Annotated in this window: 15 protein-coding genes and 2 pseudogenes; 11 read left to right on the forward strand and 6 right to left on the reverse strand. The window is 63.5% G+C overall.

What is annotated here, in order from left to right:
• Window positions 1-111 precede the first annotated feature (111 nt).
• The 9 genes and pseudogenes from dusB to hflX all read left to right on the forward strand — a co-directional run bounded on the left by dusB (window position 112) and on the right by hflX (window position 12,855).
• Entirely contained in the window at window positions 112-1,158 is a 1,047-nt protein-coding gene (gene dusB, locus D1F64_RS12030) for a tRNA dihydrouridine synthase DusB (RefSeq protein ID WP_256372871.1), read from the forward strand.
• Window positions 1,155-2,315 carry a nitrogen regulation protein NR(II) gene (locus tag D1F64_RS12035; protein WP_248304437.1) on the forward strand — a complete coding sequence of 387 codons (1,161 nt, stop codon included), beginning with the start codon at window positions 1,155-1,157 and terminating at the stop codon, window positions 2,313-2,315. The genes dusB and D1F64_RS12035 overlap by 4 nt, the downstream gene beginning before the upstream one ends.
• 2 nt (window positions 2,316-2,317) lie before the next feature.
• A pseudogene (ntrC, locus tag D1F64_RS12040) lies at window positions 2,318-3,759 on the forward strand (nitrogen regulation protein NR(I)).
• 224 nt (window positions 3,760-3,983) lie between these two features.
• On the forward strand, window positions 3,984-6,266 hold the full coding sequence (locus tag D1F64_RS12045) for a PAS domain-containing sensor histidine kinase (RefSeq protein ID WP_205470450.1): 2,283 nt from the start codon (window positions 3,984-3,986) through the stop codon (window positions 6,264-6,266).
• Window positions 6,256-7,623: a sigma-54 dependent transcriptional regulator gene (locus tag D1F64_RS12050; RefSeq protein WP_117412651.1), complete on the forward strand. Its 1,368-nt coding sequence runs from the start codon at window positions 6,256-6,258 to the stop codon at window positions 7,621-7,623. The genes D1F64_RS12045 and D1F64_RS12050 overlap by 11 nt, the downstream gene beginning before the upstream one ends.
• Before the next feature lie 156 nt (window positions 7,624-7,779).
• Complete coding sequence (gene trkA / locus D1F64_RS12055) at window positions 7,780-9,156, forward strand: Trk system potassium transporter TrkA (RefSeq protein WP_117412652.1); 1,377 nt, start codon at window positions 7,780-7,782, stop codon at window positions 9,154-9,156.
• Between the two features lie 157 nt (window positions 9,157-9,313).
• Window positions 9,314-10,654, forward strand: a complete 1,341-nt coding sequence (locus D1F64_RS12060; RefSeq protein WP_117412653.1) for a potassium transporter TrkG — start codon at window positions 9,314-9,316, stop codon at window positions 10,652-10,654.
• Between the two features lie 497 nt (window positions 10,655-11,151).
• Window positions 11,152-11,409 carry an RNA chaperone Hfq gene (gene hfq, locus D1F64_RS12065; protein WP_117412654.1) on the forward strand — a complete coding sequence of 86 codons (258 nt, stop codon included), beginning with the start codon at window positions 11,152-11,154 and terminating at the stop codon, window positions 11,407-11,409.
• Window positions 11,410-11,453: 44 nt separating this feature from the next.
• Window positions 11,454-12,855, forward strand: a pseudogene (gene hflX, locus D1F64_RS12070) (GTPase HflX).
• A gap of 3 nt (window positions 12,856-12,858) precedes the next feature.
• Here the strand turns inward: hflX and mazG are convergent.
• The 5 genes from mazG to D1F64_RS12095 all read right to left on the reverse strand — a co-directional run bounded on the left by mazG (window position 12,859) and on the right by D1F64_RS12095 (window position 19,399).
• A complete protein-coding gene (gene mazG / locus D1F64_RS12075) occupies window positions 12,859-13,731 on the reverse strand; it encodes a nucleoside triphosphate pyrophosphohydrolase (protein ID WP_117412655.1) in 873 nt (290 codons plus the stop codon).
• Between the two features lie 142 nt (window positions 13,732-13,873).
• Window positions 13,874-15,316 carry an autotransporter outer membrane beta-barrel domain-containing protein gene (locus tag D1F64_RS12080; RefSeq protein WP_117412656.1) on the reverse strand — a complete coding sequence of 481 codons (1,443 nt, stop codon included), beginning with the start codon at window positions 15,314-15,316 and terminating at the stop codon, window positions 13,874-13,876.
• Between the two features lie 657 nt (window positions 15,317-15,973).
• Window positions 15,974-16,507: a regulatory protein RecX gene (locus D1F64_RS12085; RefSeq protein WP_117412657.1), complete on the reverse strand. Its 534-nt coding sequence runs from the start codon at window positions 16,505-16,507 to the stop codon at window positions 15,974-15,976.
• Window positions 16,508-16,666: 159 nt separating this feature from the next.
• Window positions 16,667-18,253: a DHA2 family efflux MFS transporter permease subunit gene (locus D1F64_RS12090; RefSeq protein ID WP_117412658.1), complete on the reverse strand. Its 1,587-nt coding sequence runs from the start codon at window positions 18,251-18,253 to the stop codon at window positions 16,667-16,669.
• 108 nt (window positions 18,254-18,361) lie between these two features.
• Complete coding sequence (locus D1F64_RS12095) at window positions 18,362-19,399, reverse strand: HlyD family secretion protein (protein WP_205470451.1); 1,038 nt, start codon at window positions 19,397-19,399, stop codon at window positions 18,362-18,364.
• Window positions 19,400-19,871: 472 nt separating this feature from the next.
• On the opposite strand from D1F64_RS12095, the gene D1F64_RS12100 reads away from it, so the two are divergent.
• On the forward strand, window positions 19,872-20,546 hold the full coding sequence (locus D1F64_RS12100) for a TetR/AcrR family transcriptional regulator (protein WP_117412659.1): 675 nt from the start codon (window positions 19,872-19,874) through the stop codon (window positions 20,544-20,546).
• A 94-nt stretch (window positions 20,547-20,640) separates the two neighbouring features.
• Window positions 20,641-21,102: a phage tail protein gene (locus D1F64_RS12105; RefSeq protein ID WP_117412660.1), complete on the forward strand. Its 462-nt coding sequence runs from the start codon at window positions 20,641-20,643 to the stop codon at window positions 21,100-21,102.
• Window positions 21,103-21,127: 25 nt separating this feature from the next.
• Here D1F64_RS12105 and D1F64_RS12110 read toward each other — a convergent pair whose 3' ends face one another.
• Window positions 21,128-21,937, reverse strand: coding sequence for an MBL fold metallo-hydrolase (locus tag D1F64_RS12110; protein ID WP_117412661.1), 810 nt, complete (start codon window positions 21,935-21,937; stop codon window positions 21,128-21,130).
• Window positions 21,938-21,951 lie beyond the last annotated feature (14 nt).

The following is a 21,951-nucleotide window of genomic DNA, read 5'->3' on the forward strand; positions in this document are numbered from 1 at the left end:
GCTCGTGGATGGCGGTTGTGTCGGAGCAATTGCACCGGGAAACAACCGGCTCGATAAAAAGTCAATCATGGTCTTGCCGAATGCCGATAGTTGTCTAATATGTGTGCAATCATGAACGATGCTCATAAAATAAGCAAAGACCCTACATCCGCTGCCCAGTCAAAAGGCTTGGCAATCGGCGGCTTGCGCACCGCGAACTGCGTGCTGCTCGCCCCGATGTCCGGAGTTACGGATCTGCCATTTCGCCGAATCGCGGCGCGCTTCGGCGCGGGACTCGTGGTTTCGGAAATGGTGGCGAGCGAGGCGCTGGTTGACGGCGACCCCGAAACGACCCTGCGCATGGAAGGCGCCGGCATCCGTCCCCACGTGGTGCAGCTTGCCGGCCGCGAGGCGCGCTGGATGGCCGAGGGCGCCCGGCGCGCCGAGGCATCCGGCGCGGAGATGATCGACATCAACATGGGCTGCCCCTCCAAGCGTGTGACCACAGGCTACTCCGGTTCGGCGCTGATGCGCGACCTCGATCATGCGATGACGCTGATCGACGCGACCGTCGGAGCGACGGCGTTGCCGGTCACGGTGAAAATGCGGCTTGGCTGGGACGAACGCAGCATCAATGCGCCGGAGCTCGCCCGCCGGGCACAGGACGCTGGCGTGCAGATGATCACGGTGCATGGCCGCACGCGCTGCCAGTTTTACAAGGGCGCGGCCAATTGGCCCGCCATCCGTGCGGTCAGCGAGGCGGTCTCCATCCCAGTCATCGCAAACGGCGATTGCATGGATTCGCGTGATGCCGGGCGGATGCTGGCCCAATCGGGCGCCGACGGCGTGATGATCGGACGCGGCGCATACGGGCGTCCTTGGATCGTCGGCGCGGTCGCCGACAGTCTCGACGGGCGGCCGGAGCGGGAAGGGCCTTCGGGCGCGGACCTGGCCGATCTGGTGGTCGAGCACTATCAGGCGATGCTGGCGCACTACGGCACGCAGCTTGGATTGCGCTGCGCGCGCAAACATCTGGGCTGGTATCTCGATGGCGTCGCCGAGGACGCGAAGCCGGCGCCTGCGCACCGCAAGGCGCTGCTGACTTGCGATGAACCGGCCACCGTCGAACGGCTGGCCCATTCCCTGTTTTCTGACTGCACGTCGCGGAGAGCCGCATGATGAGCGATAGCATCGACCGCAGCGGCGCTTTGCCGGGCGAGGCGAAGAGTACGGCGAGCGGCGCGGGCACGGATATTCTCGATGCGCTGCCGCATCCGGTCTTGCTGGTTGATCCGAATGGCCGCATCGAGCAGGCCAACATGGCGGCGGAGATCTTTTTCAGCGCCAGCGGCGCGGTCATGCACCGGCATCCGCTTGATTATTTCGTGCCCTTCGGGAGCCCCCTGTTGACCCTCGTCGATCAGGTCAAGCAGCGCGGTTCCGCGGTCAACGAGTACAAGGTCGACATCAGTTCGCCACGCATCGGCTCGGAAAAGATGGTCGACATCTATGCCGCGCCGGTGAACGAGCGGCCCGGTTTCGTCACCCTGATGCTGCAAGAGCGCACGATGGCGGAGAAGATCGACCGCCAACTGTCGTCGCGCGGCGCCGCGCGCACCGTCACCGGGCTCGCCGCGATGCTGGCCCATGAGATCAAGAACCCGCTCTCAGGCATTCGCGGCGCCGCGCAGCTTCTCGAACAGTCCGCCGATGACGATGATCGTGCCCTGACCCGGCTGATCATGGATGAGGCGGATCGCATCGTGAAGCTTGTCGACCGGATGGAAGTGTTTTCCGACGAAAGACCAATCGATCGCGAAGCGGTCAACATTCACGTTATTCTCGACCATGTTAAGCGGCTCGCGGCATCCGGTTTCGCGCGCAATATCAGGATCGTGGAGGAGTACGATCCGTCGTTGCCGCCGGTCTACGCCAATCGCGACCAGCTTGTGCAGGTGTTTTTGAACCTGGTGAAGAACGCCGCCGAGGCCGTGGGTGACAATCCGGAAGGCGAACTGGTGCTGTCCACCGCGTTCCGGCCCGGTATCCGCATGTCGGTGCCCGGCACGCGCGACCGCGTCAGTCTGCCGCTGGAATTCAGCGTTCGCGACAACGGACCCGGCGTGCCGGATGACCTGATGCCGCATCTCTTCGACCCCTTCGTGACCACCAAGACCAACGGGACCGGATTGGGCCTTGCCCTGGTTGCCAAGATCATTGGCGACCATGGCGGGGTGATCGAGTGCGACTCGCAGCCCGGACGCACCGCGTTCCGGATTCTGATGCCCGCGTCCTCGAATGAATATCCCACACCCAACAGCGCCAGGAATGAATGACGATGCCCAGTGGCACAATTCTCGTTGCTGACGACGATGCAGCGATCCGCACGGTCCTCAATCAGGCATTGTCGCGCGCCGGCTATTCGGTCCGGCTGACGTCCAACGCCGCGACGCTGTGGCGCTGGGTCAGTTCCGGAGAGGGCGATCTCGTGATCTCCGACGTGATCATGCCCGATGAAAACGCCTTTGATCTGCTTCCGCGGATCAAGAAGCTGCGTCCGGATCTGCCGGTCATCATCATGAGCGCGCAGAACACGTTCATGACGGCGATCCGCGCCTCCGAACGCGGCGCTTACGAGTATCTCCCCAAACCCTTCGATTTGAAGGAACTGATCAGCATCATCGGGCGGGCCCTGTCCGAGCCGAAGTCCAAGCGTGTCGACGTCTCCGAGGAAGTCGGCGAGAACATTCCGCTTGTCGGCCGGTCCGCGGCGATGCAGGAAATCTATCGCGTCCTGGCGCGCCTGATGCAGACCGATCTGACCGTGATGATCTCCGGCGAATCCGGCACTGGCAAAGAGCTTGTGGCCCGCGCCCTGCACGACTACGGCAAGCGGCGCAACGGACCCTTTGTCGCCATCAACATGGCGGCGATCCCCCGCGACCTGATCGAGGCGGAACTCTTCGGTCACGAGAAGGGCGCCTTCACCGGCGCTCAGGCGCGCAGCGCCGGCCGGTTCGAGCAGGCCGACGGCGGCACGCTGTTCCTCGACGAGATCGGCGACATGCCGATGGAGGCGCAGACACGCCTGCTGCGGGTGCTGCAGCAGGGCGAATACACGGCCGTTGGTGGCCGGACGGTGATCAAGACCGATGTGCGGATTGTCGCCGCGACCAACAAGGACCTGCGCCAACTCATCAATCAGGGACTGTTTCGCGAGGATCTCTATTTCCGCCTGAATGTGGTGCCGCTGCGGCTGCCGCCGCTGCGCGAGCGCGCCGAGGATCTTCCCGATCTGGTGCGCCACTTCTTCATGCTGGCGAACAAGGAAGGCCTGCCGACCAAGCAGCTGGAACCCGCGGCCGTCGAACGGCTCAAGCGCTATCGCTGGCCGGGCAATGTGCGTGAGCTGGAAAACCTGGTTCGCCGGCTCTCCGCGCTCTATCCGCAAGATGTCATCACCGCCAACCTGATCGACCAGGAGCTGTCTCAGCCGGCCTCGATCAACGAGGATCCGGACGCGGATAATGACGACGCGAACCTCTCGGCGCAGTGGAGCGCTTCTTGAACGGCTATTTCTCCAATTTCGGCGACACGCTGCCGCCGCCGGGCCTGTATCACAGGATCCTCAAGGAGGTGGAGTATCCGTTGCTCAGCTCGGCGCTTGCCGCGACCCGGGGCAATCAGATCAAGGCCGCGGAGCTTCTTGGCGTGAACCGCAACACTCTGCGCAAGAAAATCCGCGATCTCGACATTCAGGTCATCCGCAATTCCCGCTAGATGGGGACCTCCCGACGGCGTGTCCATTCCGGCCGGAACGTGGACACCTGTGTCCGGTCGGACGCGTCCGCAAGCGTCACGAGCGCCGGACTTTCCGCCACGCGGTTTTGACAATTTTTGCCTCGCAGATGTCGCATTTTGGCGACAGTGTGGTATCCGTGACGCAGTGCACCGATTGTCGGCATCGCGGCCCGGCCCGCCCACGAATGGAATATTGACTGTCCATGACCCTGCTGAGCGACGCGGAATCGGAAAAGACCTTGCGCCCGCCCGGTCAAGGAAACCGGCTGGTCCGGTCCTACGGTCTGGTGTTCATGGTCCTGTCTCTGGTCTCGGTGGCGGCGACCTTCGCTGTCCTGACGGGCATGACGCCGATTGTGCCGAGCCAGGAGGTAATCTCGATCGCGCTGGGCTGCAACGCCGTGGTCATCGGCGCCCTTTGCCTCGCGATCGGCTGGGAAATCTACGGTTTGTGGGTTGCCCGAAGACGGGGCAGGGCGGCGGCGCGATTGCAGGTTCGCATCGTTGGCCTGTTCAGCGTCATTGCGGCGGTCCCAGCCATCCTCGTGGCGATTGTCGCGACCATCACGTTGGATCGGGGTCTCGACCGCTGGTTTGAGGAACGCACCCGGCAGATCATCGACAATTCACTCACCGTGGCGCGTGCCTACCTGCAGGAGCATGCGCGCGTGCTTCGCGGCGATCTCATCGCCATGGCCAATGACGTCGACCGGGCGAAGTCCGTCTACGACTACGAGCCGACCCGGTTTGATTCGTTTTTCGAAGCCCAGGCGAGCCTGCGCACCTTGCCCGCGGCATTTCTGCTGAAGAAGGACGGCACGGTTGTCACCCGCACCGTGGTCGACCCCAAGACCACGGTTCTCATGCCGCCGGCGTCGGCGTTCACGCAGGCCGAGAAGGGCGAGCCCGTTCTCATCGCGCCGGGTGTTTCCAGTCAGGTGGGTGGGATCATCAAGCTCGTCGCCTATGACGACATCTTCCTGTATGTGGCGCGCGCCATGGATCCGCGCGTCGTCGATTACCTGCGCATCGCCCAGGAAGGCGAGAGCGAGTACAACGATCTCGAAAAGAGCCGTTTCGGCGTCCAGATCGCGTTTGCCCTTGTCTATACCGGCGTGGCGCTGGTGTTGCTGCTGTCGTCGATCTGGGTGGGGTTTGGCTTCGCCAATCGCATGGTGTCCCCGATCCGCCGGCTGATCAGCGCGGCCGACCAGGTGTCGGAAGGAAATCTCTACACCCAGGTGCCGATAGACCGGCGGGAAGGGGATCTTGCCAATCTTGGGGCCACCTTCAACAACATGACGGCGCAGTTGCGCGGCCAGCGCGACGCGCTGTTGTCGGCCAACGACCAGATTGACCGCCGCGCGCGGTTCACCGAGGCCGTGCTGGCCGGTGTCACGGCGGGGGTTATCGGCATCGACGATGGCGGGCGCATCACCCTGATCAACCGCTCCGGACTCAGCTTGCTGGACCATTCGGAAGACGAACTGCGCGACCGCAACATCACGGATGTGGTTCCCGAGCTCGCCGATATCGTCAACGAGATGCTGGACGACAGCTACGCGCGCGCCATTCAGGGGCAGATCACGCTGATGCGCGGCGGCCGAGAGCGCATCGTCAACGTGCGGGTGACGACCGAACAGTCCGCAAAACGTGAGCACGGCTATGTGGTCACGCTGGACGACATCACCGACCTGGTCAGCGCCCAGCGGACATCCGCCTGGGCTGACGTGGCGCGGCGCATCGCGCATGAAATCAAGAACCCGCTGACCCCGATCCAGCTGTCGGCCGAGCGCATCCGGCGCCGCTATGGCAAGCAGATCGAAACCGACCGCGAGATTTTTGACCAATGCGTCAACACGATCATCCGCCAGGTGGGCGACATCGGACGGATGGTCGACGAGTTCTCCTCCTTCGCCCGGATGCCGAAGCCGGCCAAGGAGGATCGTGATCTCGTGCCAGTGGTGCGCGAGGCGGTGTTCATGCAGTCCGTGGCTCAGGCCGACATAGACATCAAGATGGAGCTGCCGCAGACCCCGTTGATCGCCCACTTCGATCACCGGTTGCTCGGCCAGGCGCTCACCAATGTCATCAAGAACGCCACCGAAGGCGTTCTTGCCGTCCCGGAAGTGGACCGTGGCAAGGGCCGCATCACCGTCTCGCTGAGCAAGAATGATGGCTTCTGTGTGGTCGATGTCATCGACAATGGCGTCGGCCTGCCGCACGAAAACAGGCAAAGATTGCTTGAACCTTACATGACAACGCGCGAGAAGGGCACCGGACTGGGGCTCGCGATCGTGCGAAAGATTCTCGAAGATCACGGCGGTGGCGTCGAACTGCTTGATGCTCCCGACGTGGCCGGCGGCGGCCGTGGCGCCTGGGTGCGCCTGACGATCGCGGCCAGCGACACATTGCCGGGCACACTTGATATTGATCCTGATTTAGAACCTCAAACAGAAGATCCGGTCGCACCCCATGGCGTCTGACATTCTCATCGTTGACGACGAAGCGGACATCAGGGACCTCGTTGCGGGGCTCCTTGATGACGAAGGCTATGAAACACGCACCGCCGCTGACAGCGACAGCGCATTGGCGGCCATCGAGGAACGGCGGCCGTCGCTGCTGGTTCTCGACATCTGGCTGCAAGGCAGCCGGCTCGACGGTCTTGCGCTGCTCGACGTGATCAAGCAACAGCACCCGGACCTGCCGGTGGTGATCATTTCCGGTCACGGCAACGTCGAAACCGCCGTCTCCGCGATCAAGCGCGGCGCATACGACTATATCGAAAAGCCGTTCAAGGCGGACCGGCTCGTCCTGATCGCCGAACGCGCTTTGGAGGCGTCCAAACTGCGCCGCGAGGTGCGTGACTTGCGCCAGCGCAGCAGTGACGCCAGCCAGTTGATCGGCACATCGAGCGCCATCAGCCATTTGCGCCAGACCATCGACAAGGTTGCGCCAACCAACAGCCGCATCCTGATTTCCGGGCCGTCGGGCTCCGGCAAGGAGCTTGTCGCGCGTACGATCCACGCGATCTCCAACCGCGCTCAAGGCCCCTTCGTGGTTATCAACGCGGCGACGATCACGCCGGACCGGATGGAAGAGGAGCTTTTCGGCGTCGAGCCCGAGGACGACCGGCCCCGCAAGGTGGGGGCGCTCGAGGAAGCCCATGGCGGCACGCTTTATCTCGATGAGGTCGCCGACATGCCGCGCGAGACGCAGGGCAAGATCCTGCGTGTTCTGGTGGACCAGAATTTCACGCGCGTCGGCGGGGCGACCCGTGTGCATGTGGATATCCGCATCATTTCCTCCAGCGCGCGGAATCTGGACGAGGAGATCGCCGAGGGCCGCTTCCGCGAGGATCTGTTCCACAGGCTGGGCGTCGTGCCGTTTCGTGTGCCCGCGCTCTCGGAGCGCCGCGAGGACATCCCCGAACTGATCGACTTCTTTTCCGAACAGATATCGAATGCGACCGGAATTCCGCGGCGCCCCATCGCGCCGGATGCCATGGCTGTGTTGCAGACCCACGACTGGCCGGGAAACATCCGCCAGTTGCGCAACAACGTCGAGCGTCTCATGATCCTGTCGCGCGGCGATCCGGATCGCGAGATCACGGCGGATCTGCTGCCGGCCGAGGTTGGCGCCACCTTGCCGGGCCTGTCCTCCAACAATGGCGGCGATCATCTGATGGCCCTGCCGCTTCGCGAGGCCCGCGAGGTCTTTGAGCGCGATTACCTGCAGGCGCAGATCAAGCGGTTCGGAGGAAACATTTCCCGCACCGCGGAATTTGTGGGAATGGAGCGCTCCGCTCTTCACCGCAAGCTGAAATCCCTCGGTGTTTCATGATATCGCTGATGCGGAGCCTGACGTGGACCGCGCGTCCCGGCCGGGCACGATACGCATGCACGGCGTCCATAGGCATGTCCGGGATCTGTGCGGCGCCGCCGGGAGCGCCGGTGCGGATTTGATCGCGGCGTATAGGCCTTCGCGAAGGAACAACACATGAAAGTCGTCATTTGCGGCGCCGGCCAGGTCGGCTACGGCATCGCCGAAAAGCTCGCTTCCGAGCAGAACGATGTTTCGGTCATCGATTCCTCGCCCAATCTGATCAACGCCATCCGCGATACGCTTGATGTGCGCGGCTTCGTCGGTCACGGCTCGCATCCCGACACTCTGGCGCTGGCAGGCGCCGACCAGGCCGACATGATCATCGCGGTCACCCTTTATGACGAAGTCAACATGGTTGCCTGCCAGGTGGCGCATTCGCTGTTCAATGTGCCGACCAAGGTTGCCCGCGTCCGCGCGCAGAGCTATCTGCGCACCCACTGGCAGGATCTCTTCTCGCGCGATCACATGCCGATCGACGTCATCATCTCTCCCGAGGTGGAAGTGGGCGAGATGGTGCTGCGCCGCCTGTCGCTGCCCGGCGCCGTGGAGACCGCGCGCTTCTGCGATGACCACGTCGTTGTTGTCGGCATCATGTGCGAAGAGGACTGCCCGGTCGTCGATACGCCGCTGCGCCAGTTGACCGAGCTGTTTCCCGACCTCAGCGCGGTGGTGGTCGGCGTCCAGCGGGAGAACCGTCTGTTCGTGCCCAAGAGTGCCGATGCGCTTCTTGTTGGCGATCTCGTCTACGTGGTGGCCCGGCGCGACCACGTCCGCCGCGCCCTGGCGATCTTCGGACACGAGGAGCCGGAGGCCAATCGGGTGGTCATCGCCGGCGGCGGCAATATTGGTCAATATGTTGCCGAGAACCTGGAGAAGCGGCAGTCCCGCGCCAAGATCAAGATCATCGAGTTCTCCCGCGATCGCGCCCTGAGCATCGCCGATCGTCTCAAGCGCACGGTGATCTTGCACGGCAGCGCGCTCGACCAGCAGATCCTGCGCGAGGCCGACATTCAGGACGCCGACACGATGGTGGCCCTGACCAACGACGACGAAGTCAATATCCTGTCGTGCGTCATGGCGAAGAAGCTTGGCTGCCGACGCAATCTCAGCCTTCTCAACAACACCAGCTATCCGGCATTCGCCCACGCCCTTGGTATCGACGCCTATATCAACCCGCGTGCGGTGACGATCTCGAAGATCCTTCAGCATGTCCGCCGCGGCCGAATCCGGGCCGTGCATTCCCTGCAAAACGGCGCCGCGGAGGTTATTGAGGCCGAAGCGCTGGAGACCTCGCCGCTGGTCGGCAGGCCGCTGAGCGAAGTCGATCTGCCGCCGGGCATCCGCATTGGCGCTGTGTACCGTGGTGACACCGTGATTACGCCGGACGGCAGCACCCAGATCCAGGCCAAGGACCGGGTGGTGATGTTCGCCATGGCCGAACGGGTGCGCGACGTCGAACAGATGTTCCGCGTGAGCCTCGAATTCTTTTGACCTGCGGCACAAGGCGGCCTTGAGCGGCGATGACCGGCATCCTGTTTCACTTTTCAATCGTGTTGCTGGGCTTCAGCTTCGCCATGCTGCTGCCCGTGGCCGTGGCCGCGACATCCGGCGACACGGGGCGCTGTTCGATTTCTTTCTGATCGCCGCGATGAGCGGCTTTTGCGCGCTGAGCTTTCTGTTCGCGCTCAACGGCAGACGCAGTGCGTTCGGTCGCATGCAGAGCTTCTTGCTGCTGACGCTGTGCTGGGTGGTGCTGGGGCTGATCGGCGCGCTGCCGTTCGCCATCACGGCCGGCCTGTCGCCAGCGGATTCGGTCTTTGAATCGGTCTCCGGCCTGACGACCACCGGCGCGACGGTGTTCACCAACCTGGCCGACTATCCGCTGGCGATCATCTTCTGGCGCGCCGAGCTGCAATGGCTTGGCGGATTGCTCACGTTGCTCAGCATCACGCTGATTTCCGCGCCGGCCGGTATCGGCGGACTGCCGGACCGCCACATCCGTCTGGCGGAAAGCGCGGAAGGCATGATGGGCCATCGGGTTGTCAACGCCGTGCGGGACATCGCCGGACTATATCTGCTCACGACGGTCGCTTGCATGATCTGTCTGCTGCTCTCCGGCATCCCGCCAATCGACGCGCTCTGTCTGGCGCTGGCCACCGTATCCACGGGCGGCTTCGTGCCAATCGACGGCAATATTTCCGATTACGGCAACCCGTTCGCGGAGATTGCGATGATCATCTTCATGCTGCTCGGCGCCAGCAGTATCCTTTGGCAGCGCATGCTGCTGACCAACCGGCGCCAGTTGCTGGCCCGGCACAGGGAGAGCTACTCGGTGATGGCTCTCGCCGGGATTGTGGGGCTGATGTATGCGCTGACGCTGTTCCGCGCCGCCGGGTCCGTCGATGTCCTGAGCCCTTTGACCGCGTTGCGCGAAGGGTTGTTCACGGCCGCGTCACTCGTCTCGACGACCGGCTTCGAGGTGCGCCATGGCGGCTTTGCGGTGCTGCCGCTGACCCTGGTGATGTTCATCGCCCTGGTGGGCGGGGGGACGTTTTCGACCGCGGGCGGTCTCAAACATTACCGCCTCGGCGGCATGCTGGTCCAAGCCTACCGAGAGCTCGGGCGGCTGGTCTATCCGCACGGTATCCGCTCGGCGCAATTCGGCAGCCAAGTCTATGACATCCAGCTCATGAAGGCGATCTGGAGCTTCTTTTCCGCGTCCATCGTCGTCGTGGCGTTTGGCTCGCTGGCCCTTGCGCTTGAGGACATCGACTACGAGGGCGCCCTGGTGGCCTCGATTGCGGCGTTCTCGAACATCGGCCCGCTTTATCCCAACGGCTGGCTTGCCGTGGGAGCCGAGGCCTGGCCGGCCTACGCGGCGCTCAACGGTCCGTCCAAGATGATCCTTTGCACGATCATGATTCTCGGCCGGATCGAAGTTCTCGCCCTGTTTGCAGCGGCCAACCACACGTACTGGCTGCGCCGCTGATGCGTCGATGCACAGGGGCAAACCTCTCGCACAGAACGAAAATCTCACAATTTGACATAAGGCTAGGAAGAGCGGTGCAACCTTGGTCAGGTTTGTTGACAACACCGAATTGGTGCCTGAAGGTGGATTGACGAACGCTTGGATCGTCAGCTTCCAGAGATTGCGCGGCGGCCGTTCCGGCGCTTGTTACTGTCGCAGGGCACGAATTGGGCGCGATATAGTCTGGAATCACAGTGCCTTTGCTCCGAAAATCCTGCACCGGCTGGGACGGCACTACGACGCTCGTTCCATTCGCAATGCGAAAAAATTCCTCTATAACGAATTGTGAATCTTCAGGACGCTTTCGGCACGTATTGAGTAGAGGCAGCACCGGGACCGACGTTCCTCGACAACGGAGTTTCCCTGTGAAATCAATGCGTTTGACGGCGGTGTCCGGTGATCGATAAAATGCGGTAGAACGCAGCGGCGGCGTTCGCTGATACAGGACAAAAAGAAACATGGCTGACCGAGCTCAGAATCTTCAAGATACTTTTCTCAATCATGTACGTAAGAGCAAGACTCCGCTGACGATATTTCTGGTCAACGGTGTTAAGCTGCAGGGCGTTGTGACCTGGTTCGATAACTTTTGCGTCTTGTTGCGCCGCGATGGTCACTCGCAGTTGGTCTACAAGCACGCGATTTCCACCGTTATGCCGAATCAGCCGGTTCAACTCTTTGATCCCGCTGATGAAGAGGCTGAAAAGGCGGTCAGCTAATTGAAACCCATAGACCGGGGGACGACCGGGACGAACGCGAAGACCTGGGGCATGAGCCGGAGCGCCAGGACGATGGCTCGTATCTGACAGCCACCGAACGGACGCGTACGCTCGTGATCGTGCCCGTGCTGCCACGCCGCGATCTTCAGAAATCCAGACGGATCGCCAAGGGGGAGGGCACGGACGGCAGTCTTCCCGCGACCGCCGCCGTTCCCATCCGAACCGCCGAAGCCAGACGCGAGGAAGCGATCGGCCTTGCGCTGGCGATCGATCTTGACATTCGTCACGCCGGCATCGTGCGTATCTCGACGGTCCGTCCGGCGACCTTGTTCGGCACAGGCAAGGTGAAGGAACTCGAAGGCCTCATCGCGGCCGAGGGTGTTGACCTTGTGGTGGTGGATCATGCGCTGACGCCGATCCAGCAGCGCAATCTCGAGAAGGCATGGAACGCCAAGGTCGTTGACCGTACCGGGCTTATCCTGGAAATTTTTGGCGAGCGCGCCCGCACCCGTGAGGGACGGCTGCAGGTGGAGCTTGCGCATCTCAATTGGCAGAAGAGCCGGCTGGTGCGCAGCTGGACGCACCTTGAGCGCCAGCGCGGCGGCCTTGGATTTGTCGGCGGCCCGGTGAAACCCAGATCGAGGCGGATCGCCGCCTCATTCAGGAACGCATCAGCAAGCTGGAGCGCGAGCTCGAGCAGGTGCGCCGCACCCGCAATCTGCACCGCTCGGCACGCAAGAAGGTTCCGCAACCGGTGGTGGCGCTCGTCGGCTACACCAATGCAGGAAAATCAAGTCTGTTCAATCGCTTGACGGAATCCACGGTCTTCGCCAAGGATCTTCTGTTCGCCACGCTGGACCCGACCCTGCGCCGGATTACCTTGCCGCACGGCGTGGAAATCATCCTGTCTGATACCGTCGGCTTCATCTCCGATCTGCCGACACATCTGGTCGCGGCGTTCCGGGCAACCCTTGAAGAGGTGCTTGAGGCCGATCTGGTGCTGCATGTACGCGACATCGCGCATGAGGACACCGCCGCCCAGGCCGCCGACGTGGAACATACGCTGCAGCTTCTGGGGCTTGGCGTTTCAGAAAAGACCCGAATCGTCGAAGTGTGGAACAAGATCGACCTCCTCGAGCCGGAACACCGGGCGAGCCTGCTGGCGAGGAACGCCGACGGGAAGGGCCCGTTGCGCTCTCCGCCGTGACAGGCGAGGGCGTCGATGATCTTCTCGCCCGCATCGAGACCATCATGACGCGGGAGCGCGAAATCGTCTCGCTCACGCTGTCGTCCAGTGATGGCGCTTCGCTTGCCTGGATCTATCGCAGCGCGGAAGTGCTCGACCGCGAGGAAGCGGATGGCGGAGACATCATGCTGACTGTCCGGGTGCCCGACAAGATTTCCGAGGTATTCCGGGCGCGCTTCAAGGGTCAGATGGTCGCGTGAGGGTCATGTGTCCGAGGTGCTGACGGCCGCGGGGGCATCGCCGCCGCGTTCGATGCGCTTTGCCTCCTGCCACAAGGCTTCCATGTCGTCGAGGCTCATGGCCTCCAGGCCGCGGTCGTCGGCGCGTGCGCGGGTCTCGATGTGCGCGAAGCGGCGCCGAAACTTGCGATTGGTACGGCCCAGCGCCTTCTCGGGATCGATCTCCAGGTGCCGCGCCAGATTGGCCATGGCGAACAGCACGTCGCCCAGTTCGTCCTCCATCTCCGGGGTCGTATCCGGCCCGGCCTCCTCGATCTCGGCCTCGAGTTCGTCGAGTTCCTCCCTGATCTTGGCGATCACGGGCCCGGCCTTGCCCCAGTCAAAGCCCACATGAGCCGCCTGCTTCTGCAGCTTCTCCGCCGTGGTCAGGGCGGGCAGGGTGACCGGCACCGCATCGAGCAGCCCGCGGCGCGCCTCGGCATCCTTGCCCTGCGCGACGCGCCGCTCGGCGCGTTCGCGCTTTTCCTCTCTCTTGATCGCGTCCCACTGGCCCTTGGCCATGCCCGCATCGCGGGCCTCCGCGTCGCCGAACACGTGCGGATGCCGCCGGATCATCTTTTTCGTGACCGCCTGGACCACGTCGCCGAAGGCGAATTGCTCGAGCTCCTCAGCCATGCGGGCGTGATAGACCACCTGCAGCAGAAGATCGCCGAGTTCCTCGCAAAGGTCGTCGGAATCGCCGCGATGAATGGCGTCGGCCACCTCATAGGCTTCCTCGATCGTGTAGGGCGCGATGCTCTCGAATGTCTGTTCGACGTCCCACGGACAGCCGGTTGCCGGCTCGCGCAGCGCCGCCATGATCTCGATGAGACGGGAAATGTCGCGGGAGGGCTGCATGGCGTGATCCGATTCTGGCGGCGGGACTGTATCAAGCTTACCAGAGGCGGCTGGGCCATTCGAGGAGCACGCAAGGCGCACGGAGCATGAAACAGGGGCCGGCATGGCTGCCGGCCCCTGGCGCCTGCAAGTGCGCCGGGCCTCAGAACGGGATGGCGAGGCGGCCGGAGGCCGACCAGACCTGGACGTTCTGGCCGAGGCCAGCGACCTCGCCGCCGAGCGAGACGGAGACGCCGTTCGTCGTGGTCAGCGCGATGCCGGCGCCGGTGCGCCCCGACAGGCCGTCCACATAGCCGGTGTCGACGGTATTGACGGCATCGCCGTCGGAGAAGTGGGCGTCGCCGTAGGCTTCTAGATAGGGGTTCAGGATGGTGCCCTCGCTCACCTGGAACGCCTTGCTGATGCGCCCGCCAAGCGATGCGCGACCGGTGTAAACGTCGCGCGCGGCGTGGACGCCGCCGAGGCTGTCGGTGTAGCCGTCCTGGTTCTCCCATAGCACGAAGACCTTGGCCGACGGCGCCAGCGTGAAGCCGCTGTAGCGATGCGCGCCGGAAAGCCCGGCCGAGGCGATCCAGCGCGAGGCGTCGAAGGAGCCTCTGGCGGCGCCGGCGGTGGCGTCGTAGGAGATGCCGCTCCAGCCGACCAGGCCGTCGAGGCGCAGCGCCGGCATCAGGCGCCAACCGGCATAGATGCCGATGGTGACGCCGCTGCCGTCGAGATTGCCGACGAGCGTGTTGAACGTGTAGTCGAAGGTCTCGTAGCCGGCGAAGGCACCGAGCACGAGATCGGGCGTCAGCTTGTAGCCGATGCCGAGCGTGGCGTTGATCTGATGGCCGTCGATGTCGTTGGTGAGCCAGCTGCCGCGCACGTTGGCCCAGACATTGAGGCGTTGATCGGGGGCAGGGGCGGCTGACCCGTCACCGGCGAAGCCGAGAGCGGAGAAAGCATCGCGGGCACGCGCCGCGGCGTCGCGCTGCCGCGATGAGGCGGCGAAGTTGAGAGTAACGCCGTTCGGCCCGGCCGAGAAGGGCGCCGCGCCCGAGAAAGCGGCCTCGGTGCCGGCCGCTGTCGCATCGCCGATGGCGGCGCCCGACGTGGCGGCGACTATGCGCGTGCCGACGGACTGCACGTCGTCGAGCCTGTCGCTGTCGGTCGTCGTCGACATGTAGGGGCCAGGAGAGCAGGTCGCCGTGGCCGTTACCGTCGAGGTGCCGGGGTTTTGAATACGCACGACGCTCGAGATCGAGCCGCCGTCGCTGCTGGTGACCGTGTAGACGACCGTATCCGTCGCCGTGTTCGAGCGACCGTCAAGAAGCAGATTGCTGGCGTTGTGGATCCACCACTGATCGTTGTTGACGGTGCTGGTCATGGTGATCGAGAAGGTCAGTTCGTCGCCTTCGACCAAATCCAAAACGGTTATCGAATTTTGACCGCCATTCGAGATGCTGACGTCGAGATCACCAGCATTGACCGCGGTGCAGCCGGGCGACGAATCCGCCGCCGCAGCCGGCGTGGCGAAACCCGACATGGCAGCCAGCAGACACGCGACGGCCAGAGACAGCCCAAGGCCGGTAACAGAATTCATATCAAAGTCACCCCCGAGATACCGGGCGTCGGACGACGCCGAAAAGATCGATGGTGGTGGCTGCCCCCCCGTTGAGCGCCCTGCCTCCCGAATAAAATCAATTACTGCCTTTTATTACAATTGTAGATGGCTGACCGCGATCACTTCCGTAGCGTCTGTGGCATCGGCGACACACGGTAACGTCTAGCCCGTGTGGCGTGCTTGGAACACGCGACACGCTCACTTCAGTCGCTTCGTGTGGCCACAAACCCCACCGGCGTATCGTCACTCAGTGCGACGTGGAATGTCTCTTTCGAACACGCCAGCCAATGCGCGAAGCACGCGCGCGTCCGGAACGCCAGGATGCCTTTCGGAACCAGGCCCGCATGCGCGTCGTGCCAACCCGTGTGCCAGATGTCGATGAGCGCCGAGTGATCGCCGCGGCGCGCGGGTCTTTATCCAAACCATCGGCATCTCCGTGAAGCAGGCGGGGCAAACCATCCCCAAACGCCATATTGTTCCGTCAATATCATCAATTCGCATAAGATATATTATGGAATAAAAATATTGTGTGCCTGACCATAGGCTTGCGGGTCATGTCGGGAAACGGATCGGATGGAAAAGCCTCTTGGCGGACCGATGCGGCCTCGTGTGCCGGAGCAGCACATCATGGATGCTTCACGCAATTGGATCCGCGTCCAGATCCGCATCGATCACCAGACGTGCGGTTTCAAATCCGAACCCGGCGCGGCACAGCGACGCCATGTCCTTGTCGCGATAGTCGATGCGCGCGCCGCGCGTGCGCCACGGGCCGATGCGGCGGCGTTTGGCCAGCACCCTTGCGGCCGCCAGATCCTCCACCGTGTCCTGCGCCATGGTCTTTTCAATTATTGGCCGCTCGACGCCCTTGGCGCTGAGCTTCGCCGCGATCTGGCGTTTCGAGCCGCCACGCCGTCTGAGGCTGGCGACCTTGGCTTCCGCGTAGGCCGTGTCATCGACAAGCCCTGAACGCTTGCAGCGCTCCACAACGGTGTCGATCAGTTCGGAGAATTCGGCCGCGTCATGGTCCAGCGCATGCGCGGCGCGCGCCACCTTGCGCGACAGTACGCGGCGCAGGTTCTCGGCCGACGACGCATAGCGGTCGAGATAGGCAATTGCCGAACGCACCAGGCGCTCTTCCGTCGGCAGCTTGTAGGTCTTTGGGCGTTTCAATCGCGGCCGTCACAGGTTTTCGCGGTATCACGTTGAATCAGCGGTGTTTTCAGGCAATGAGCACGCGCGGAACACAGCATGATCGAGGTCACGGGCCAACAATGACAGATTCCCCGCAACCGGGCCAATTCCCCGCGCGTTCGCGCCCGCATGCGCGCGTCAGTGACCGCCCGCCCCCGCGCCCATCGGTTTGGGCTTCTCGACAAAATACAGGGCGACGACCAGCGCGGAGAACAGGCCGGTGAGAATCCAGAAGACGTCGATAAACGACAGCAGGAAGGCTTGCTGCGTCACCATCCCCGACAATGCCTTGAGCGCGGCGGTCTGCGCGGCGTCGCCCAGCGACGAGTAGGCCTGCGTCAGCGCGGTCATCGTTTCATTCACCGTGTCGCGCGACCAGTTCACGGTCTCGGCGATGCGTTCGTAGTGAAAAGCCTGGCGTTCGTTGAGCACCGTGTTGATCACCGCAAGGCCCACGGCTCCGCCCAGATTGCGGGTCAGGTTGAAGAGTCCGGAGGCGTTCTTGATCATCTGCGGCGGCAGCATCCCGAGCGCGATGTTGTTGATCGGCACCATGCAGATCATCAGCGACGCGCCGCGCAGGATCTGCGGGATGAAAAGCTCCCAAAAATCCCAGTCCTTGGTGATCCCGGTCAGCATCCATGTGCCGATGCCGAAGCCGGCGAAGCCGATCGCCATCATGACGCGCGGATCCAGCACCTGCATCAAACGGCCCGCAAGCGGCGCGCAGAGGAACATGGCGATGCCGGTCACGAACATCGTCTCGCCGATTTGCAGCGAATTGTAGTCGCGAATGCCACTCAGATAGACCGGATAGAGATAGGTCAGCCCATAGAGGCCAATGCCCATGACGAAGCTGAACAGGCTTCCCATGGCGAAATTGGTATTGGCGAAGGCCCGCAAATCGACGATCGGCTCGCGCGCGGTGAACGCCCGCCAGAAGAAAATGAGCCCTCCCAGCAGCATGAGCCCGGTGAACAGCAAGATCTCCTCGCTCTGGAACCAGTCCTCGCTTGACCCCTCTTCCAGGACGAATTCAAGCGATCCGAGCATCACCGCCATGCCTGCGAACCCCCACCAGTCAAAGTGATCGAAGAGCGAGAAATCCGGCTCATCGAAATCGATCAGCGTGACGGCGGCGACGGTCACCAGAATGCCCGGTATCACGTTGATCAAAAACAGCCAGTGCCAGGACCCGTATTCGGTCAGATAGCCGCCCAGTGTCGGCCCGATGGTCGGCGCGAGCGTCGCAACCAGACCGATGATCGGCGACACGATGGCAAACTTGCTGCGCGGGAAGATCAGGTAGGCGGAGGCGAAGACGGTGGGGATCATGCCGCCACCGATGAAGCCTTGCAGTGCCCGGTACACGATCATTTCCTCAATCGTCGTGGCCGTGGCGCAGAGCATGCTCATCACGGTGAAGCCGGCGGCGGAAATCGCGAACATCCAGCGGGTCGACAGCATCCGTGACAGGTATCCCGACAGCGGGATCATGATCACTTCCGCGATCAGATAGGAGGTCTGCACCCAGGGGATGTCGTCGGCGCTGGTGGAGAGGCCCGCCTGGATTTCAGACAGAGATGCGGAGACGATCTGAATGTCCAGGATCGCCATGAACATGCCGAACACCATGCACAAAAAGGTGAACAGCTTGCGGCCGTCGATCTTGTCGTCGTCGGCGCTGCCGCTTGTGGCGCGCGCGCTCTGTGTGGCGCTGCTCATCGCATGGACTCGTGGAGCGAGGGGTACCCGAGGCCGCCGCGCACGGTGTGCCGCGATGCCCGGAAAAACTGGTCAACGGCGGAACGCACGAACCGATCCTGCCGGAAATCAGCGCGCCGCGGTGTGAACCGGGTCCGGGCCGCCCGTGCGGGTGTCGATATCGACGATGACCGACATGCCGGCGCGCAGATAGCCGTTCTCCGCTGCGCTCTTGGGGACCGTGATGCGCACCGGAACGCGCTGGACGACCTTCGTGAAGTTGCCGGTGGCGTTTTCCGACGGCAGCAGGCTGAAGACCGAGCCGGTGGCCGGGGAGATGCTTTCCACCACGCCCTCGATATCGGCGTCCGGATAGGCGTCGACCGCGATCTTCACGTGCGCGCCCGGCGCGATGCCCTCAAGCTGGGTTTCCTTGAAGTTTGCATCGATACGGACGGCCTCGAGCGGCACCAGCGCCGCGACGCGGCTTCCCGCCTGCAGGAGCGTACCGAGCTGCGCCGCGCGATTGCTGACGATGCCGTCGACGGGGGATCGGATGATCGCAAAACTCAGATCGCGTTCCGCTTTCGCAAGCGCCGTTTCGGCGGATGCGACCGCGTTTTCGGCCTCCACGCGCTGGCTTTCGAGCACTTTGACGTTGGCGCGCGCGACCGCCACCGCCGCCCTGGCGGTCTCCAGGTTGGAGGCCGCGCTCTTGCGCTCGGCGTCGGCTGAATCGAGGGTCGCCTGGCTCGTCACATTGGCGGCCACAAGCCGACTGGCGCGCGAATAATCCGCCTTGGCAACGTCGCGCTTGGCCTCCATGGCGGCCACCGCCGCGTCGGCCTGAAGCACGCTCGCCTTGGCGGCCGCGATCTGCTGGTCGATCCGGCTGACAGTGGCCTCGGCGCCGGCAACGCCGTCGCGCGCGGCGCGTACGGCGAGCTTGTAATCGCCGTCGTCGAGCCGAAGAAGCACGTCCCCTGCCCGCACATGCTGGTTGTCGCGCACCTCGATCGAGGCCACGTAGCCGGGAATCTTTGCCTGCACAGTGGTGATGTCAGCCGTCACATACGCGTCATCGGTCGACGCCATGAAGCGGCTCACCGTCCACCAGCCGTAGCCCTCGTAGCCACCGATGCCGAGGCCTGCGATGAGTATGGTCATCAGGACGAGCTTGGCCTTGGACTTCTTTTTCGGCGGAGTGTTTGGCGACGGGCCGCCCGTGCCGGCATCCGCGGGGACGCTGCCAGCGGTACGGGACCCGTCGCCTGTCTCGGGTGCCGGGTTTTGCGCCGGCGTGTCGCGCTCCGCCGTCCTTGCGGAAGGATGGGCCGCCCCGTCGGAGGGCAGCGGTGTGGAGCGGTCTTCTCGATATGCCACGACTTGGGCCCTTGCGAAATTCAGCGAACGATGCGATTAGTTATTGACCGAACCGTTCAGTCATACATGTTATAGCGCCAACCCGAGGAGGAACGCAAGATGGTCCGGACCTGTCGTGCAAATTATTTTGCGCTGCCGTATGCCGGGTTCGGGTGGGTGACGCCGAAAGAAACCGGCGCGCGGCGAGGCCGCCCGCCGATTGACGGTATGGAAATCGTAAGCTACTCAAAATGAAACAGATTGGACGGAACAGGCAATGACGCAGGCCACGCGCCAGATTGCGGACCGGCAACCGGAGCCCCCTGCTCCCAAGGCCGCCATGGACGCAAACGCGGACAACGCCAAGCGCCGGCAGATCCTCGGCGGCGCCCGCATGGTCTTTCGTGCCAAGGGCTTTGATGGTGCGAGCATGGAGGCGATCGCCAAGGCCGCGGGCGTCTCGAAAGGCACGCTCTATGTCTATTTCGACAGCAAGGAGACGTTGTTCGAAGCGCTGATCAACGAAGAGCGGCTCGATCAGGCGGAACTGATGCTGAAGATCGAGGCCTGCCAGTCCGATTTGCAAACGGATCTGCGGATGCTGGGGCGGACCTATGTTGAGGCCATAACGCGGCCGGAGAAACTGGCCACGCTGCGCATGGTTGTGGGTGCGGCTGAAAAATTTCCGCAGTTCGGCCAGATTCTCTACGAGGCGGGCCCCTGCCGAGGTGTTGCTCGCATCAGCGAATACCTCAAGAAGCGGGTCGCGGCCGGAGACCTGAAGGACTGCGACACGGAACTGGCTGCAAGCCACTTCTTCGATCTGTGTGTCGCGCGTCTGTTGCGGCGGCTGCTGCTCAACGTCGGTGATCTTCCGGGGACTGAGGAAATCAACGACACCGTTGACCGCGGCGTCGAGGTGTTCATGGCCGCCTATGCCGCTAGGCGCTAGGCCCCTTCCTCTCCCGGCTTTCCGCATAGACCAAGACGGTTGAAGTCCCGGCGCGCGCGTCGCATCCTACCTTGCGTAATTCGGGGAGGATGCAATGCCGGAGAAGACCGACGAGACCTGGCCGCAGGCGACGTTCCAATTCACCGCACACTTCGGCGCGGACGTCGCGGGCACGTTCCGGGCCGTTCCGGGGACGCTGGTCGGCAGTTCCGATGCGCCGGAGCAATACCGGCACGGAAACAGCCCGATCTTCTATCCGATCAAGATGCCGGGCCTGGGGCGCGTGAGCGATTTCGAGCTGACGCTCTCGGGCGGCGTCTTTGCCGACACGGGCGCCATCCGCTCCTGGATCGAGGCGATCGAGCAGGGATCCGCGCCGCCGGGACCCGTCGCGCTCGCCATGTGCGACGACACTGGTACGCCGAAAATGACGTGGACGCTCGCCAATGCGCGGCCCGTCAGGGTGAGCGGCACGGACCTCTCCGGTGCCGATGGCGCCCTGACGGTGGGAGCCCTCGAACTCGCCTATGAGACGGTCACGATCGCCCGCGCCTGACCGCCGGCCCGGAATTGCACGGGCCTCAGTCCTCGACCACCAGTTTCATGCCGTCGTAGGCGGGCTCGACGCCCGCCGGCAGCGTGTCGGCCAGCGTCCGGTAGTCCAGATGCACATGCATGTTGGTGATCACCGCATGCCGCGGCTTCATCCGGGCGATCCATAAAAGCGCGTCATCAAGCGAAAAATGGCTCGGATGCGGCGTGGGGCGCAGCGCGTCGAGAATCCAGATGTCGAGATCGCTGAACGCGGCGACGCTGTCGGCTGGAATGTCTTTCACATCGGGAAGATAGGCGAGATCGTTGATGCGGAACCCCAGGGCGTCGATGTCGCCATGGCGGACGACCACCGGCAGGGCCTCGATCGGGCCCCCTTCCCCGTCAATCACCACAGACACTCCCGGCGTGATGCGGTGCTCCTCGAGGATCGGCGGGTAGCTCGAGCCCTCGGGCGTGTGGAAGCAGTAGTCGAAGGCCTCGTGCGCCCGGGCCGAGGTCGGCAGGTCCATGTAGACCGGCACGCGCTTGTGGTTGTGGATGGCGATCATCCGCAGGTCGTCGATGCCGTGGATGTGGTCGGCGTGCGCATGGGTGTAGAGCACCGCGTCCACGTGGCCGACGCCGGCATCCAGCATCTGCTGGCGTACGTCCGGCCCGGTGTCGATCAGCACGGTGGTGACGCCGTCCGCGTCGTTGAACCGCCGGACCAGCAAGGAGCAGCGTTTGCGCCGGTTGCGCGGCTCTTCCGGGTCGCATGCGCCCCAGACGTTGCCGATGCGCGGCACGCCGCCTGACGACCCGCAACCGAGAATGGTGAATTCGAAGCGTGCGCTCATACGATGTCCGGCGG

This window comes from Breoghania sp. L-A4, from assembly GCF_003432385.1.
GTDB lineage: Bacteria > Pseudomonadota > Alphaproteobacteria > Rhizobiales > Stappiaceae > Breoghania.

Excerpts from the sequence above, each read along its gene's own strand:
- dusB (WP_256372871.1), top strand. The coding sequence starts at position 112 with ATGAACGATGCTCATAAAATAAGCAAAGACCCTACATCCGCTGCCCAG.
- D1F64_RS12035 (WP_248304437.1), top strand. The coding sequence starts at position 1,155 with ATGATGAGCGATAGCATCGACCGCAGCGGCGCTTTGCCGGGCGAGGCG.
- D1F64_RS12045 (WP_205470450.1), top strand. The coding sequence starts at position 3,984 with ATGACCCTGCTGAGCGACGCGGAATCGGAAAAGACCTTGCGCCCGCCC.
- D1F64_RS12050 (WP_117412651.1), top strand. The coding sequence starts at position 6,256 with ATGGCGTCTGACATTCTCATCGTTGACGACGAAGCGGACATCAGGGAC.
- trkA (WP_117412652.1), top strand. The coding sequence starts at position 7,780 with ATGAAAGTCGTCATTTGCGGCGCCGGCCAGGTCGGCTACGGCATCGCC.
- D1F64_RS12060 (WP_117412653.1), top strand. The coding sequence starts at position 9,314 with ATGAGCGGCTTTTGCGCGCTGAGCTTTCTGTTCGCGCTCAACGGCAGA.
- hfq (WP_117412654.1), top strand. The coding sequence starts at position 11,152 with ATGGCTGACCGAGCTCAGAATCTTCAAGATACTTTTCTCAATCATGTA.
- mazG (WP_117412655.1), bottom strand. The coding sequence starts at position 13,731 with ATGCAGCCCTCCCGCGACATTTCCCGTCTCATCGAGATCATGGCGGCG.
- D1F64_RS12080 (WP_117412656.1), bottom strand. The coding sequence starts at position 15,316 with ATGAATTCTGTTACCGGCCTTGGGCTGTCTCTGGCCGTCGCGTGTCTG.
- D1F64_RS12090 (WP_117412658.1), bottom strand. The coding sequence starts at position 18,253 with ATGAGCAGCGCCACACAGAGCGCGCGCGCCACAAGCGGCAGCGCCGAC.
- D1F64_RS12095 (WP_205470451.1), bottom strand. The coding sequence starts at position 19,399 with ATGACCATACTCATCGCAGGCCTCGGCATCGGTGGCTACGAGGGCTAC.
- D1F64_RS12100 (WP_117412659.1), top strand. The coding sequence starts at position 19,872 with ATGACGCAGGCCACGCGCCAGATTGCGGACCGGCAACCGGAGCCCCCT.
- D1F64_RS12105 (WP_117412660.1), top strand. The coding sequence starts at position 20,641 with ATGCCGGAGAAGACCGACGAGACCTGGCCGCAGGCGACGTTCCAATTC.
- D1F64_RS12110 (WP_117412661.1), bottom strand. The coding sequence starts at position 21,937 with ATGAGCGCACGCTTCGAATTCACCATTCTCGGTTGCGGGTCGTCAGGC.